Raw genomic sequence first — 14,979 nt, 5'->3', positions numbered from 1 at the left:
CGCGGCGCCGTTCACTGCGCGCGGCGTGAGGTCGTGCGCGGCCTGCCGGCCTCGCACCTCGCGACTCGTCCAGGGGCGTACACTGCCGTCATTGATGGGAGCGGGCGAATCATCGCCCCGCGCGGCGCTGCGGCTCGCGCACGCTCCGCGGCGTTCACGGCCTCGCGCGCGCGAGCGGCGGATCGCCGAATTCGCCGCTGCGTCGCGCCGCGCTCGAACCGCACGGCACGCCGCAGACCTCCGATACGCCGACGCGCGCGCGAGAATTTCCCCGACACGTTCCCGGGCGTCTCCGGCGGGGCCGGTACGTCGATTTCAGCACCGTGAGCGATCTTGCGCAGGCGACAATGCGGCCGCGCACGCGTCGCCCGGCGTCCGGTTGATCTCGTGGGCGTCCGGTGATGAAATCGTGCGGTGCAGCGCGACATCGGCGAGCTCTGGCGAGAGTACCGCGGCGATCCGTTGCGCCTGGATCTGCTGCGACAGGCCGAGGCCGAGGTCGTGGCGGCCATGGCGACCGCGGGTGACGCGGAGCCGGTCGCGCAGCTGCTGCGACGGCTCCGCGAGGGGCTGGTGCTCGGGCACCTGCGCTGGGTGCAGACGCGACGCGTCGACGGCGGCTTGCTGGCGTTGATGGTGATGACGGGCCGGACCACCGCCGAGGAGGCGCTGGCGCACGCGGCAGGGGGCCACGGCTATCACGAGGTGCTGCGCCACGTGTGGCGCCGACTGCCGCCGGCGGCCTTGCGCGAGGCGCTGCAGCGGCTGGGGTGGGGCGAGGAGATATTCCTGGACGACCGGGAGCTCGGCCCGGCGCTGCGGACGGCCGCCGGCGACGATTGGCAGGACCAGGCGCTGGCGCAGGCCCGCCGGGCCCCCGAGCCCACGCGCAGCCGGTTGCTCGTCGAGCTGCTGCCGGCGCTCACCGCCGCGAGGCGAGAGGAGGCGCTGGCCGAAGTGCACGCGGGCCTGCTCGAGCTGGGCGGACGGCTCGAGCAGCTCCGCCTGTTGCGCGGGCTGCTCGCGGCCTGCTCCGCCGAGGAGCGAGCCGCGCTCGCGCGGCGCTTCGCCGTGCCGGTCGGCGACGGCGGGCTCGACCTGCGCGCGTGGGTCGACGCCGAGCTCGAGCGCGCGTTTCAGGCCGCGGAGGAGGCGGAAGGTCGCGACCTCGAGTACTTGTGCGTGCACCTGCGTTTCCTCGGCCCGTACGTGACGCCGGCGGACTCGCGCCGCTGGCTCGCGCTCGTGCGGCGAGGCCTCACCCGCTGGCCGTATTTCCTGCATTTCCTCAGCGTGGGCGTGCCGGCCAGTCTGTGGCCCGAGGCGGTCGAGGGCATGCCGCCGGGGCAGGCGCTGCAGGCCCGCATCCGGCTGGCCTGCAACGACCCGGGTCGTGACCTCGCGCCGCTGCTGGCGGAGTACGTGGCGGCGGGGCTCGGCGAATCGGGGTGGTCCTCGTTGCTCGAGCTGGCCCACGGCGCGCCGGAGCCGGGGCGCAGCGCCGCAGCCGGGGTGGTGCTCGCCGCCTGCGAGGGCCACTGGAGCGCCGAGTTCGAGGCGCGGCTGCTGTTGCCGGCGGCCGATCACGGCGGTCGCGTGGCAGCGTTGCTGCGCGAGCAGCCGTTCATCGACGACCCGCCTGGCCCCGGGTACGCCCACGGCGCCTTCGTCGACGTCCTGCGGGCCTGGGCCCGGCGGCTGCCGGAGTCGGAGCGCGGGGCCGTGCTCCTGCGAGGGGCCGCGTGCCTCGACGCGCTGCCGCCCGGCACGCGCGCGAGGGCGGCCGAGGCGCTGGGTCAGGAGCCCGACGAGGAGAGCCGGGCGACGCTCGCGGCGAGGGGGGCAGCATCGCAGCAAGACGCCGATCGCCTCCTCTACGCGGCGTTCGAGCTGCGCGATCGCGACGCCCGCTGGGCCGACCTCAAGTCGCTGTTCAGGCAAGACGACGAGAAGCTGCGCGACCTCTACCGCCGCGTGCAGGGGACCGAGTTCGCGCTGTCCGAGGAGATCCTGAGCTTCCCGGTGTGGGCGCTCGATCGCGAGTTGTGGAACGAGCGGATCGAGGCCGAGGAGCGGCGCAACGGGCAGGTGCCCGGCGAATTGTTGCTGCAATACGCGAAGGTGCTCGACGAGCCCGAGCGGAGCGCGGTGGTCGACCGCGGGCTGGACGCGATCGAGATGGCCCACCCGCCGCTGCCGCTGGAGACGCTGTCCGGCCACGCGGGCGTGCTCGAGCCGGGGCAGGTCCGGCGCGTCGTCGCGTGGGTCTTGCGGCAGGACGACCCGCACGAGGAGCGGCTCGAGCTGGTGAGCGAGCTGGCCGGGCGGCTGCTCGAGCTCGGTCACTGCGGGGAGGCCGTGGCGATGATCCGCGGGATCCACGACGGCGAGGCCGGCGCGCGCGAGCTCGGTCGCATGGCGGGTCTGTCGGCGCGCCGGGGCGAGAGCGCGATCGGCCCGGTGGACACCGCGCTCACGACGGACCGGCACCGCCTCCTCTACGTGCAGGCGTTCGCGCGCGAGCTCGGCGGCTCCGAGGTCATCGTGCGGCCCGACGTCGCCGGCGAATTGCTGGCGCGCGTCAGCATGCTCGGCGACGAGGACAGCCGCGCCGCGGCGCTCGCGGCCGTGATCGGGTCGCTGCCGGCCGGCGCCTCGCTGACGCCGTGGACCGCGGCGATCCACCGGGGCACGCGCGGCGCGACGCGGCGTCGCCTCCTGCTCGTGCTGTTCGAGAGCGCGGACCTCGAGGGGCCGCTGGCCGTGGCGCGCGTGCGCGAGGTCGTCAAGGATCTGCTGGCCGAAGCGTCGCCGCCGGCCGAGGAGCTCGAGGCGGCGTGCCTGGCCTCGCGCTGCCTGCCGGCCGAGGAGCGCGTGCCGCTGTGGGCGCGCTGGCTGGGCCGGTCGCTCGACGAGTCGCGCGAGGTGCTGCCGCCGCTCAAGGGCCGGCTCGGCGGGGTGTTCCTCGACACGCTGCAGGAGCTGGGCGGCGCGCCGGCGCTCGTCCAGGCGTGCGACGTATTGGTCGAGGTCGCCACCACGCTGGCGTGATTCGCGGTCGCGACGGGTCGCTCACCAGCGATTGCGTACTTCTTCCGCCCAGCCCTCGAGGCCGTCGACGCGGACGCGCTGGCCGTGGTCGTCGGCGACCCAGCCGCTCCAGGTGCCGAAGCACTGGTGCGTCTCGTTGAACAGCAGCCCGAGGTCGGTCCGCGCCGCGCGTTCATAATATGGCTCGAAGGACAGGTCGGCACGCTCGCCGCGGACCCGCCACGGCGCGGTGAAGTCGCGGCGATCGTAGTCCCAGACCAGCGCCTCGCCGAGCTTGTGGGCCTGGCCGGCGACGAACAGGGCGTTCTCGGTCGACCCGGTGCCGTCGGTCCACTTGCCGCCGACCTGCAGGCCGACGATCTGCCCGGCCACGCGACCGGAGCCGACGCCCCAGTTCCAGGTCATCGCATACGGCCAGCGCCCGCGGCCGTGGTCGAGCACGGCCCAGCTGTCGCCCGCGGGTACGATGATCTCCTCGCCGTCGACCACGAGCCGCCCGCTGGCCGGCAGCGCCAGGTCCTTCACCGTATATTGATAGCGCCGCGCGCTCCACGGCACGACGACGGCGAGGCACTCGTGCCCGGGGGGTCGATCGATCTGCAGGTCGACGGCGACGCGCGGGGTCCTCGCCGTGAGCACGGCGCCGCGCTCGTCCGCGTCGATGGTGATGCTCAGCCGCCGACCGCGAGCCCGCGTCGGGCCGTCGCCGAGGCTCTCGGGCAGCTCGACGCCGGCGGCGAACGGCACGATCGCGACCTCGTCGATCGCCGTCCGCCGGACCCGGTCGAGCAGCCACACCTGATGCAGGGCCGCGTAGTCGAGCGAGGACACGGTCAGGGCGACCACGTGCGTCGGCGTGGTGATGCCCCAGTACTCCCAGCGCTTGTTGCGGCCCCACGCGCCGAGGCCCCGCGGCAGGCGGGTGCGCAGCAGCGGTCTCCGCGACCAGCCGATCGCGGCGGGGTTCAGGGTCCCGTCGGGCCGGCAGAGCTCGACCGCGGCGACGATCTCTCGTTCGATGACGTTGCTCATGCACCGGCTCCTCACGACATTGTCGACGGGCTCGCCGCGCCGCGGGCGTGGGACGCGACGAGGTCACACGGCATGGGCGGATGATAGGCGACCTCGCCGGAGCCGGTCCTGCCCAGGCGCGGTGAGGCCATCGGCTGTCCGATTGGACATAAACGATGGAACATGCTGAAGAAGGTATGTTGATATAATCATGCTCGAATAGACATGTCTTTCATAACAGCGCATCGAGGTCACGATTGCCGTCACGGCCGGGCGATGGAGGAGAACGCGGCGTTGAGCACAAACCGACAGTGGGCGGTCTGCCGATCGGCCCGGTCGCGGGCGGCGGTGGCGCACGCCGGTTCGGGCTGGCCGTAGAGGTCCTTCGGGCAGCGCTCGAGCGCGGCCCGCCCGGTGGAGGGAGAGGCCGTCGAAGCGGACGATCGACGCGGGAGGCTGCGCCATGGCCGGGGGAGCGAGCGCGCGCACGCGCCGATCGAGCTCGTCGAAGTTGGGGATCAGCTCGGGCAGCGTCAGCGTCACCGGTGCGGCGGCGAACAGCGTGGCGCAGTGCCCGGAGGACTGGTAGGCGAGGTACCTCGGCCCCGCCGCGGGCGCCTGGAGCCGCGCCCTCATGTCGTGGAGGAGCGCGTGGCCCAGCCGCCGCGCCCGCTCGTCGCGGGCGACGATCGAGCCGTCGACGTGCCAGTGCTGGCTGTCGACGGGCACGTCGCCGCGCGCGAAGTACTGGATCTTGGAGTCGATATAGACGTGCCGCTTGCCGCCGCCGACGTGCGCATTCATGGCCTCGAGGACACGTCGGGTCAACGGACCCGCCTCGCGGACGGCGTCGTCGATCGGGCACCAGCAGAACGATACGCCGTCGCTCTCGATCGCCTCCTGGGTCGGGATCGGCAGCGTCTCCACCACGGCGTGGTGGTTGGGGAACACGGCCGCGAATTCGCCGATCTCGCGGCGGTCCTCGGCGGCGTACTGCTCCAGGGTCCGCGGCCGCAATTCCTCGACGAGCGGCGGAGCGGGGGCCTGGCGCAGGGGCTCGGCGCGCGGCCGGGTGGACCCGTGGTAGGCGCCCTCGCCGGTGAAGGGCGCGACCTGCTGGGCCGCGCTCGTCCGGGCCTGTCGGAGGTAGGTCGTCATGGGAAATCGAACATCGTCTGGAAGTACTGCAGCTTCGCACGCGGGTCGCGAGACAGGCGAATGACCTCGGGGACACGATCGACGAGGTGCTCCGGGGAGTGCGGCGGGGGCTGCTCCTCGAGGTAGCGCCGCGGCAGGCCGAACGACTCGTTGTATTCGACGCTGGAGATCCGCCTGCCGCGCTCGAAGATCGGCGGCAGCGGGGCCCAGTCGTGCTCGATGAAGAAGCTCTCCGCGCCCCACCGCAGGTAGAAGCCGAGCCCCTGCATCCGCGAGAGCCACGGCGGGTCGCCGATCTGCCACAGGCCGCGGCCGCACAGCAGGTGCTGCGAGTGCTCGATGCCGGCGCCGCGCCGCTCGATGTGGTCCCGCGAGTACCTGGCGACGATGGTGTCGAGGAGCAGCCTGGCGAAGCCCTGACCGCGGTGCTCGCGGGCGACCACGAAGTTGGCGATCTGATGATAGGCCCGCGGCTTGAAGCGGACGAGGTCGGGGAACGCGAACCGGGCGAACCACCGCTGCGCGGGGTCGTCGGCGTCGGGCTGGGAGAAGTCGACGTCGTCGGCGATCGTCGAGTGCCGCAGGTTGTTGTAGCGGCCGGTGAAGAAGAAGAGGGTGTCCTTGCTCTGTCCGACGAGGATCGTCGCCAGGAGCTCGCTGCGCCGGTCGCCCTGGTGGCGCGCGAGGACGAAGCGGTGGCCGGTGGTCCCCCACAGGTCGGCGACGCCGTGAGGCGAGATGATCTCCCGCTGCACGCGCTCGACGACGTCGGACGGGAGATGCCCGCCGCGATCGTTGCGCGCGTCGTCGAGGGAGCGGGTCAGCATCGACGAGATCGCCCGGGCGATCGCCGGGACGGCGCTGGAGACGATCCCGACCTCGAGGCCGTCGTCCAGGGAGACGTAGCTGCGCGCCGAGGGGTTGCGGGACTCCTCGTAGTGGACATAGGCGCGCCGGAGCAGCTCGGTGGGGACGAGCCGGGGGTTCCGCGTGGCGTCGATGTCCATGCTGTCGGGTGCGGTCGACATGGCGGCCTCGGCTCGGTGGGCCACGATAGCGGAGAGCCGGCTGCGACGCTGCATCCGCTCCGCACCGCGCGATGCTCATCCGCGCGCAGGGGCGCGAATGAGCGTCCGGAGCGAGACGCGGCGCCGCGCCGCGGCCGCGCAGCGATGCCGAGATTTCGCGGTGTCGACATTGCCGATCGCACGACCACGCCGACATCGGCGAGCACCTCGCGGGACACCCGCTTCTGCGCGGCCACGGTCGCGATCTGCTCGCCGTACGGCGCCCCGCCCTGGCGCGCGAGCAGGGCCCGCATGGTCACGAGCCACAGGTCGCCGGTCAAATTTTGGCGATCGCCTTGGTGGTCGACACGTAGGCGTCGGTGGGCCCAACGGAGCCCTTGCGGCGCTCACGGCCGATCCTCTGCGAGGTCGAAGGCGGCGGGTGCGTGGGTCCCGGGGGGCGGCGAGGCACGCGCCGACGATGCACGCGAGGGCCGAGGGCGGGCGAGGGCCGATGTCATGATCGCTCGCACAGGCCCCGTTCACCGGGCGCCCGCGGATCGTCCGCAATCGATGAACCTGTCCGCATGGACATGTGCCATCCTTGCCGACTTGTCGATCGCGCGCGCGCGTGCGAATAAACGGGATGAGCATGAGCGCAGCATCGAGCCGATCGATCGTCTCCGAGTTCATCGACTATCCCGCGGGCGACCTGGTGTGCGAGGCCTACGTCGCCCATGACGGCGCGACGGCGCGGCCGCGCCCCGGCGTGGTCCTGGCCCACGCGTGGGACGGCCAGAACGGCTCCATGCGCGCGCACGCCGAGCAGTTCGCGGCCCAGGGGCGCGTCGCCTTCGCCCTCGATCTCTACGGCAAGGGCGTGCGCGGCGAGGAGACCGGCGACAACACGCGGCTGATGGCGCCGCTGCTGCAAGACCGCGGCCTCCTGCGCGACCGCCTCGCCGCCGGCATCGCGGCCGCGCGCCAGCACCCGCTGCTCGACCCCGACAACCTGGTCGTGATCGGCTGGTGCTTCGGCGGGCTGTGTGCCCTCGACGCGGCTCGCAGCGCCCTCCCGGGGGTGCGCGGCGTGGTCTCGATCCACGGCGTGCTGCGGCCGCCGGGGCTCGCCGATCTGCCGCGGATCTCGGCCAAGATCCTGGTCCTGCACGGCTGGGAAGACCCGATCGCGCCGCCCGAGGACGTGCTCGCGCTCGCCCGCGAGCTGACCGCCGCCGGCGCCGACTGGCAGCTGCACGCGTACGGCCACGCGATGCACGCATTCACCTTTCCCGGGGCGCAGATGCCCGAGCGCGGCCTGCAGTACGACCCGAACGCGGCCCGCCGCGCGGGGCTGGCGATCGAGGCGTTCCTCGCCGAGGTGCTGGGGCCCGTCGTGCCGGCGTAGCGCCCCGATCCGGCCCTGTCGAGCGGCCCTCGCTCGTGCGAGGGCCTCAGCCGGCCGCGGGAGCGAGGATGCGGGCAGCGATCACTGCATGCCCATGGGATTGAGCAGGACCGATTCGACGACTCCGACGACGGCTTCGGCCATCGCTTCGCGCTGCTTCGCGTCGGACGGCTTCGGTCCGGCGGACGGCATGGCGAACACGAGGAACAGTTCGAACCACAGCTGCGCGCGGCTGTACCAGTGACGAGAGGCCTGGACGCGGTCGCCGTGCATCACCGTGACTGTCATCGTGCTCTCGATGCTGGCGACCGTCGGCAGCAGCGTGAGCGTCAGCCCCGACAGGAACGCCAGCCACAGCCGGGGATTGACGCGCTCGTGCGACCGTATGTCGAGGACGCGATCGGCGGTGACCGGGTACGGGCTCACCTCCATGCAAGGGTGGGCGTCGATGCGCTTGACGATCGCGTGGTGGGTCCTGGCGATCGACTCCTGCAGCTTGCGATCGCTGACGGTGACGCCGGTGACGGTCACCGACAGCGCCGGGAACACCGATAGCCGATCGGTGCAGACGATCTCATGGGCGGGCTCGGCCGCGATCGCCTCGTCCTTGACCACGACGATGCACCCGGCGCCCAAAGCGAGCGCCGAACACACCGCGACGAGCCGGCCGGCGCGCACAAACATGAGAACGATCCCACGCATATCAGGAGCCTTCGGCGCGGTCAAGGCCAGCGCCAGACCATGAGGGAGACGTCGGCCGCCACGACACTCGCGGCGAGCGCCGCGCGGCGAACCACGCTCCTTCGCTTCGTCGGTCACATTTCCGGCGGCTGCCCTGTCCTTGGCAAAGAGCCGGAGAGAACACCATGAAGACCTTGCTCAGGATCGACGCGAGCGCCCGCCGGCGCGGGTCGTGCTCGCGGCAGCTCGCAGATCGCTTTCAGGCCCGCTGGACGGCCAAACACCCGCGCGGCCGCGTGGTCGTCCGCGACCTCGCACACAGCCCGGTGCCGCACCTCGACGACGCCACCATGGCGGCGTTTTGCGGAGTGCCGGCGCCCGCCGACGCCGCGCCGCCCGCGGGCGTGGCGCTGTCCGATGTCCTGATCGCCGAGCTGCGCGCGGCCGATCACCTGCTGATCGCCTGCCCGATGTACAACCTGGGGCCGCCGTCCCCGCTCAAGGCGTACGTCGATCACGTGGTCCGGCGCGGCCACACCTTCGTCGTCGAGGACGGGCGCTTCGTCGGACTGCTCGGCCACACCTCGGCCACCCTCGTGGCCACGCGCGGCGCCATCGCCTCGCCGACCCTCGCCGACGACTTTCAGATCCCCTACCTGCGGGCGATCCTCGCGTTCATCGGCATCGCCGGCGTCGAGGTGATCGCGGTCGACGGGATGGCCCAGGAGGAGGCCGTGCGCGCGCAGCGGCTGGCGCAGGCGCAGGCGCAGATCGATCGCCTCTTCACGACGACGCCCCCCGAGCCGGCGCGGCGCGAGCGCGATACTCTCCACGCCAGCGACTCCGCGTGACGACCATGGACCCGCGAACGCGCCTGTTCGAGAGCCACCGCCCGATCCTCGAGGGGCTGGCCTATCGCATGCTGGGCACCCGCGCCGACGCCCTCGACGTGGTGCAGGAGACATTTATCAAATGGAACCAGGTCGACATCGATCAGGTCCGTGACCCTCGTGCGTGGCTCGTCACGGTGTGCACCCGGATCGGGCTCAACACGCTGCAATCGGCGCGCTCTCGGCGTGAGCTGTATGTCGGCACGTGGTTGCCCGAGCCGTTCGTCGCCGTGCCCGGGCCCGAGGACGACCTGCAGACCGACGAGACGGTGTCGGTGGCGTTGATGCTGGCGCTCGAGCGATTGACGCCGTCCGAGCGCGCGGCGTTCCTGCTGCACGACGTGTTCGGCCACGACTTCGACGAGATCGCCGGGATCCTCGGCAAGCAGTCGGCGGCGTGCCGCAAGCTGGCCTCGCGGGCGCGGGCGCGGGTCCGCGACGCGCGGCCGAAGTTCACGGCGTCGGCGGCCGAGCACCGCCGGCTGATGACCGCGTTCGTCGACGCCGCGCGCGAGGGGAGGGCGGACGCGCTGCGCGGGCTGCTGGCCGAGAGCGTGGAGCTGTACGCCGACGGCGGCGGCAAGGCCGATGCGGTGGCGGTGGTGCTCCACGGGCCGGACGCGGTGGTCACGTTCCTCGTCCGCGTGTGGCGCCGGTTGTTGGCGAGCACGAGCTCTCACACCGTGGTGCCGACGTGGTTCAACGGCTCGCCCGGGGTGCTCATCGTCGAGGACGGGGCGCCGGCGACGGCGCTGGCGCTGAGCATCGAGGGTGGGGTGATTCGCCGGGTCTACGGGCATCGCAATCCGGACAAGCTGGCGTTGTTCGCGGGGTGAGGGCGTGATTCGCCGCGGCGTGGATGAATTCGCGGAATGCGCGATCGTGGGCGCAGGGACGAGACCATCGAGCTCGCGGCGGCCGACGGGCTTGCTGCTTCGCGCGGCGAGCAGCGCCTCGCCGACCACCTGCAATAGGCCGGGTTATTGCGGCCCGTGCGGATCTGCCCGTGCTCCTGTGCTCGATGGACGTAAAGAGCGCCGCCGGTGAGCTCCTGAGGTCGACGGTGGCCGGCGCTGACGCGCGGTTTCGGGTCGGCGAGGTCCGATGTTCAAGGCCGGCTCCGCTGTAGTATCGTCGTTTCATGGTCGGGGCGAGGGGATGTGAGCGAAATGGGCGGAGAGCTGCTCGGCCGGCGCTTTCGTGGGTTCTCGTCGCCTCCATGCTGGTGCCCTCCGCAGCGTCTGCCGGTCCGGGAGAGCCCAATCTCCAGCTGGTGGATGACCACGTCCGGCAGGGTCAAGAAGCATACAACCGGCGAGAATTTGCGCTGGCGGCGCGACACTGGCAACAGGCGGTCGAGCTCCTGCCCGATGTCGGCGAGCACAGCGACAATCGCACGGCGATCTACGAGTACATCGCCGACGCCTATGAGAAGGCGGTCGCGGAGCACGACGACCTGAAGCTCATCCAGGAAGGTTTACGGGTGCTCGATGCGTACGCCGCGGCCGTGGACCCGGGCCACAAGCTGCCGGATATCGTGATGCGGGCCCGCACGACGCTCCGCGCTCGCCTCGCTGCGGCGCAGAGGGCGACAGCCGCCGATCGACCCGACGCTGGACCGAGCGTTCCAGCGCCATCGCAGCCCGGCCCGGAGCTGCGGAGGCGAGACGAGCAGAAGAAGGGCTTGCTGATCGCGGGAGGGATCGTCACAGCGGCGAGCGCCGGAATGTTCGTGCTCCTCGGGACGAGCATCGCCCAGACCAGCAAGCGCGAGGACGAGTTCCAGGCCAACCGTTGCGATCTGGACCAGCCCGTCGGCGTCTGCGAGCAGATCTATTCGCGTGGGGTGACGAGCGATCGGCTCGCCGTCACGAGCTTGATCACCGGCCCGCTGCTGCTCGGGGCGGGTATGGCCATGCTGCTGATCGCCGCGAGGCGGAAGAGCTCGCGGCACGCCTGGACGCCGTCATTCGGCGCGCGGATGGTCGGCGCCACCTGGTCGCTTCGCTTCTAGGAGACACGGAGGGGCTGATGTCCAAGAGGACCATCATCGCGGCGATGTGCGCCTGGCTCGGCGCGTCGGGCTGCTTCTTCAATCCCGTGGACAGCGACGGGGACGCGGCGCCGACCGGGACGACGTCGAGCACGAGCGCGTCGAGTGTCCCGGTTCTCACCGTGACGGCCGGGGAGCCGTGCGACGGCGGTTCCTGTGTCTGTGGTGACATGGTCTGTGGGACGCATGAGTCGATGATGAGCTGCCCCGAGGACTGCTCCGAGCCGTTCTGCGGCAACGGGGCCACGGAAGAGGGGGAGCCGTGCGACGACGGAAATCGGGTCGACACCGACGCATGTACCAACGCCTGCACGTGGGCGACCTGCGGAGACGGCATCGTGTGGAGCGGCGAGGAGGAGTGCGACGACGGGCCGGACAACGGACCCGGAAACGCGTGCGGTGCCACGTGCGTGATAAATTCTTGCGGCGACGGCGACATCGGCCCGGGTGAGGTCTGCGACGACGGCAACGACATCGACACGGACGATTGCACGAACAGCTGCCAGCCGGCATCCTGCGGCGACGGAGCGGTGTGGGCCGGCGAAGAGGCCTGCGACGACGGCAACGACATCGACACGGACGCTTGCACGAACGGCTGCCGCCCGGCATCCTGCGGCGACGGCATCGTACACGAGGGGATGGAACAGTGCGACGACGGAAACGATGTCGACGGAGACGGGTGCTCGAATCTCTGTTCAGTCCCGGGTTGTGGCAATAACCTGGCCGAAGGCGGCGAAGCTTGTGATGGTACCGATCTCGACGGCAAAAAGTGCACGGATTTCGGTCCTTACGCAGGTGGCGCCCTCGCATGCACCGCCACGTGCACGTTCGATGTCGCGGGCTGTTGTAAGGCGAATGGAGTGTCTTGTGAGTCGGGCGCCGAATGTTGCAGTGGGAACTGCCCGATCCTCGCCTTCAAGTGTGCGGCGTAAAGCTCCGAGACGAAGAACGACGCGGCCTTGTCTTTTAGGAGCGTCGACGCTCTCGCGGTCACGGGGCCGGGAACGTGAGGTCGGTGCGCGCGACCCAGGCGTGGTCGAGCTGGCCGCACGCGCCGACCTCGGCGACGCCGGGCACGCGCACGACGCGGACCCACCCGTCGATGCTCGTCGCCTCGACGTCGAGCTCGACGGCCTCGCGGGCCTCGGCCCATGCACCGCGCCCCGGGGCGGCGTGGACCCTCGCGCCGGTGTTCAACATGGCTTTACGGACATGTCCTGAGGTACGCGAGCAGACAGCCTGACCAGCGGGCGCCCACCCGCCGTGGCCGATGCCGTCGCGAGGGGCTGGCACCAGCGCGGCGCGTTCGGCCCAGCCCTCGACCGTGGAGCCGTCGTCCCACTCGGCGCGCACGCGGATCCGGTCGCCGCGGCGCGCGACCTCGTCGAGGTGCAGGCTCCGCGGCTCGCTTGCTCGCAGCTGCAGGCGCGGCGGCCCGTCGGCGCGCTGGCGCAGGGCCAGCGAGCGACCACGCGCGAGCCAGGACGGGTAGTTCGCCGGCGCGGCGTGCCCGGTGGGCGCTGCCTCGGCGCGCAGCGTCATGGCGTCACAGGCGACCACGACCGGGGAGAGCACCGCGCCGGTCGTCGTGCGCGGGGCGAGCTCGACGACGAGGTTGAGCCCCGCCCGATGCGGCCGCGCCTGCACGACCTCGACCTCGCTCGACAGGTGCACGGCGCCGCCCGCCGCGTCCACCGGTCGCGCGAGCGCGAGCGGCAGCTCGAGCGCGGTCCCGGCGATCTGCAGGGCGCCCAGCGTCTCGACCTGCGCGCGCGGCCCGGCGGCGAAGCGGGCGACGAGCGGCGCGCCGGTAAGCTCGAGCTCGAGCGGCGCGCCGCCGGGGACGGGGACGCGGATCCGCGCGCGGTGGGGGCTCCCCTGCAGCTCGCACGGGGCGGCGGCCGCCGGACGGGGCGCCGCGAGGCTCGCGAGCAGGAGGATGCCGAGGACGAGTCGTCGGGGCATGGGGCCTCGGACACGCGGGCAGGCGTCGCGTTCCCGGGGCCCGGCGTGCGCCAGCGCGTCCCGATCTCGCTCGCGTCCGGCGCGTCCCGGAGAAGGCACGCTCGCCGGGGCCGTCGGGTGGCGATAAGGACATGTCCTGATAGACAGCATGTTCATAACGGCATGTCCTGATGGACATGTCTCTGTGCGCTGCCTCGATCGCGCGGGAGCGGGCCGAGCAGGCCGGGCGACCGGCGGCAGAGCCCGACTCGGCGGCCGCGCACTGTCGTCGCTGCGGGCGTCGATCGTCGCGCCCGCCTCGCCCGGGGCCGAAAGACCCGGGCGAGTTGTCGATCGCGGCCCGGTTTCCACACTGTCTCTGGCTGTCTGGACAGCCAGGAACGGAGAGCCATGCCACCTCGCACGACCAGGAGAGCGCCGACACCCGCCGAACCCGGGCCGCGTCGCAGCACCAAGAAGAAGGCGACGACCACTCGCTCGAAGGCCCCCAGCAAGCTGACGAGCACCCGGGTCGAGGAGGCCGGCACGCGCAAGAAGGCCAGCAAGAAGGCGGTGAGCAAGAAGACCAAGGGGAAGCAGGCCGGCTCGGGCGTCAAGCGCGGCGAGGAGACGGTCGCGCAGCAGAAGGCCGCGAGCCCGCGGATCGCCGCCAGGAAGGCGGCAAAGGCCCCACCGCCGGCCAAGCGCAACGCCGACCGGGCCGCCGCGGCCAAGAAGAAAGCCGCCCGCGCCGCGGCGGCGAAGAAGGCCGCTCCGGGCGGCCCGACGAAGCGGCAGGCGAAGGAGGTGGCCCCCGCGCGGCGGGCGAAGAAGGTCGCGCCGCGCGGTCGGACGAACCGGCAGGAGCAGGAGGTGACGTCGGCCCCGCGCATTCGCGGTCCGGCGCCGGAGTCGAACCAGACGCAGAGCCGCGACCGACGCAAGGCCCGGGCCCGGTGACGATGCCGCCCGGCATCGGTCGCCGGAGACCGGCAGCGAGCCGGGCACGCGTGGGCGCCGGGGTAATTCCCAACGGCGAGGCGACCGAGGAGGCCGCTCCTGCGGCGATTCGTCCCTCGACGCGAGGCCGCGCCTGCTTGACGCGCGAATGCTCGATGCTACGGATCCACGCATGACAATCGGCTCCGTCGCCCCGCCGCCGGTCGGCGGGACGGCGGCGTCCGCTCGTCGCCACGGATCTCCACTCATTCGCAGCGAGGACTCACCATGCCCAGGCAAGACAAGGAGCGCAAGGCGGCCGAACAGTCGCGGAAGGCGGACGAACGGTTCGTCGAGGAGCACAGGGAGGGCCTGTCGAAGTCGACCCAGCGGGCCAAGTGGATCCACTCGGTGGACGAACACGAGGACCGGCCGGGGCAGACGCTGGCGACGCGCGACCACGACGTGATCTGCCAGTGGGCGGAGGAGCGCGGGGCCACGCCGGCGACCGTCGACAGCGAGGAGGGGCAGGTCCGGGTCCTCCGCTTCAATTTCCCCGGCTTCGGCGGCGAGGACCTGCTGGAGATCGAGTGGGACGAGTGGTTCGAGCCGTTCGACCAGCGTCAGCTGGTGTTCCTCTACCAGGAGCACAAGGCCGGCGGCGAACAGAGCAACTTCTTCCGCCTCGACAGCCCCGAGCGCGAGGACGCCTGAGACACGGACATGAGCGCCTGAAGGGACATGGCGAATGGAGCATGTCCATGGGAGCATGTTCTAGGGAGCAGCGTTCGGTCGCCGGGGGTGCAGATCCCCCGGCACGCGGCTCGGCGAGAAGGG

General features: G+C 71.9%; 13 protein-coding genes. 8 read left to right on the top strand and 5 right to left on the bottom strand.

The window, feature by feature from the left end:
* The first annotated feature begins 414 nt into the window (after nucleotides 1-414).
* Nucleotides 415-3,051 (top strand): hypothetical protein, encoded by a 2,637-nt coding sequence (locus K7C98_RS21785; protein ID WP_224193647.1) that lies wholly within the window; start codon nucleotides 415-417, stop codon nucleotides 3,049-3,051.
* A gap of 21 nt (nucleotides 3,052-3,072) precedes the next feature.
* Here K7C98_RS21785 and K7C98_RS21780 read toward each other — a convergent pair whose 3' ends face one another.
* From K7C98_RS21780 to K7C98_RS21770, 3 genes are all read right to left on the bottom strand, one after another.
* The gene (locus K7C98_RS21780) at nucleotides 3,073-4,083 is read right to left on the bottom strand and encodes a DUF2804 domain-containing protein (RefSeq protein WP_224193646.1); all 1,011 of its coding nucleotides are present in this window, start codon (nucleotides 4,081-4,083) and stop codon (nucleotides 3,073-3,075) included.
* Between the two features lie 63 nt (nucleotides 4,084-4,146).
* The gene (locus K7C98_RS21775) at nucleotides 4,147-5,013 is read right to left on the bottom strand and encodes a hypothetical protein (protein WP_224193645.1); all 867 of its coding nucleotides are present in this window, start codon (nucleotides 5,011-5,013) and stop codon (nucleotides 4,147-4,149) included.
* A 203-nt stretch (nucleotides 5,014-5,216) separates the two neighbouring features.
* Nucleotides 5,217-6,248 (bottom strand): GNAT family N-acetyltransferase, encoded by a 1,032-nt coding sequence (locus K7C98_RS21770; RefSeq protein ID WP_224193644.1) that lies wholly within the window; start codon nucleotides 6,246-6,248, stop codon nucleotides 5,217-5,219.
* Between the two features lie 631 nt (nucleotides 6,249-6,879).
* Between K7C98_RS21770 and K7C98_RS21765 the strand changes: the two genes are divergently transcribed.
* Entirely contained in the window at nucleotides 6,880-7,635 is a 756-nt protein-coding gene (locus K7C98_RS21765) for a dienelactone hydrolase family protein (protein WP_224193643.1), read from the top strand.
* Nucleotides 7,636-7,716: 81 nt separating this feature from the next.
* Here K7C98_RS21765 and K7C98_RS21760 read toward each other — a convergent pair whose 3' ends face one another.
* Nucleotides 7,717-8,361 carry a hypothetical protein gene (locus K7C98_RS21760; protein WP_224193642.1) on the bottom strand — a complete coding sequence of 215 codons (645 nt, stop codon included), beginning with the start codon at nucleotides 8,359-8,361 and terminating at the stop codon, nucleotides 7,717-7,719.
* Nucleotides 8,362-8,501: 140 nt separating this feature from the next.
* Between K7C98_RS21760 and K7C98_RS21755 the strand changes: the two genes are divergently transcribed.
* The 4 genes from K7C98_RS21755 (at nucleotide 8,502) to K7C98_RS21740 (ending at nucleotide 12,191) form a co-directional block, all read left to right on the top strand.
* Nucleotides 8,502-9,167, top strand: a complete 666-nt coding sequence (locus tag K7C98_RS21755; protein WP_224193641.1) for an FMN-dependent NADH-azoreductase — start codon at nucleotides 8,502-8,504, stop codon at nucleotides 9,165-9,167.
* 5 nt (nucleotides 9,168-9,172) lie between these two features.
* Nucleotides 9,173-10,042: an RNA polymerase sigma factor SigJ gene (gene sigJ / locus K7C98_RS21750; protein WP_224193640.1), complete on the top strand. Its 870-nt coding sequence runs from the start codon at nucleotides 9,173-9,175 to the stop codon at nucleotides 10,040-10,042.
* A gap of 383 nt (nucleotides 10,043-10,425) precedes the next feature.
* On the top strand, nucleotides 10,426-11,220 hold the full coding sequence (locus tag K7C98_RS21745) for a hypothetical protein (RefSeq protein ID WP_224193639.1): 795 nt from the start codon (nucleotides 10,426-10,428) through the stop codon (nucleotides 11,218-11,220).
* A gap of 17 nt (nucleotides 11,221-11,237) precedes the next feature.
* Nucleotides 11,238-12,191, top strand: coding sequence for a DUF4215 domain-containing protein (locus K7C98_RS21740; protein WP_224193638.1), 954 nt, complete (start codon nucleotides 11,238-11,240; stop codon nucleotides 12,189-12,191).
* A 58-nt stretch (nucleotides 12,192-12,249) separates the two neighbouring features.
* Here the strand turns inward: K7C98_RS21740 and K7C98_RS21735 are convergent, their stop codons facing one another.
* Complete coding sequence (locus tag K7C98_RS21735) at nucleotides 12,250-13,224, bottom strand: hypothetical protein (RefSeq protein WP_224193637.1); 975 nt, start codon at nucleotides 13,222-13,224, stop codon at nucleotides 12,250-12,252.
* A 390-nt stretch (nucleotides 13,225-13,614) separates the two neighbouring features.
* Here K7C98_RS21735 and K7C98_RS21730 point away from each other — a divergent pair, with 390 nt between their 5' ends.
* Together K7C98_RS21730 and K7C98_RS21725 are read left to right on the top strand one after the other, a co-directional pair.
* A complete protein-coding gene (locus K7C98_RS21730) occupies nucleotides 13,615-14,163 on the top strand; it encodes a hypothetical protein (protein WP_224193636.1) in 549 nt (182 codons plus the stop codon).
* Between the two features lie 267 nt (nucleotides 14,164-14,430).
* Nucleotides 14,431-14,856 (top strand): hypothetical protein, encoded by a 426-nt coding sequence (locus tag K7C98_RS21725; protein WP_224193635.1) that lies wholly within the window; start codon nucleotides 14,431-14,433, stop codon nucleotides 14,854-14,856.
* Nucleotides 14,857-14,979: the final 123 nt, after the last annotated feature.

The sequence above is a fragment of the Nannocystis pusilla genome (assembly GCF_020073745.1).
Taxonomy (GTDB): domain Bacteria; phylum Myxococcota_A; class Polyangia; order Nannocystales; family Nannocystaceae; genus Nannocystis; species Nannocystis radixulma.
Note: the sequence above shows the minus strand (reverse complement) of the source record. Positions and strands in the feature narration are given on the sequence as shown.

Excerpts from the sequence above, each read along its gene's own strand:
- K7C98_RS21730 (WP_224193636.1), top strand. The coding sequence starts at position 13,615 with ATGCCACCTCGCACGACCAGGAGAGCGCCGACACCCGCCGAACCCGGG.
- K7C98_RS21745 (WP_224193639.1), top strand. The coding sequence starts at position 10,426 with ATGCTGGTGCCCTCCGCAGCGTCTGCCGGTCCGGGAGAGCCCAATCTC.
- K7C98_RS21765 (WP_224193643.1), top strand. The coding sequence starts at position 6,880 with ATGAGCGCAGCATCGAGCCGATCGATCGTCTCCGAGTTCATCGACTAT.
- sigJ (WP_224193640.1), top strand. The coding sequence starts at position 9,173 with ATGGACCCGCGAACGCGCCTGTTCGAGAGCCACCGCCCGATCCTCGAG.
- K7C98_RS21770 (WP_224193644.1), bottom strand. The coding sequence starts at position 6,248 with ATGTCGACCGCACCCGACAGCATGGACATCGACGCCACGCGGAACCCC.
- K7C98_RS21735 (WP_224193637.1), bottom strand. The coding sequence starts at position 13,224 with ATGCCCCGACGACTCGTCCTCGGCATCCTCCTGCTCGCGAGCCTCGCG.
- K7C98_RS21740 (WP_224193638.1), top strand. The coding sequence starts at position 11,238 with ATGTCCAAGAGGACCATCATCGCGGCGATGTGCGCCTGGCTCGGCGCG.
- K7C98_RS21755 (WP_224193641.1), top strand. The coding sequence starts at position 8,502 with ATGAAGACCTTGCTCAGGATCGACGCGAGCGCCCGCCGGCGCGGGTCG.
- K7C98_RS21725 (WP_224193635.1), top strand. The coding sequence starts at position 14,431 with ATGCCCAGGCAAGACAAGGAGCGCAAGGCGGCCGAACAGTCGCGGAAG.
- K7C98_RS21780 (WP_224193646.1), bottom strand. The coding sequence starts at position 4,083 with ATGAGCAACGTCATCGAACGAGAGATCGTCGCCGCGGTCGAGCTCTGC.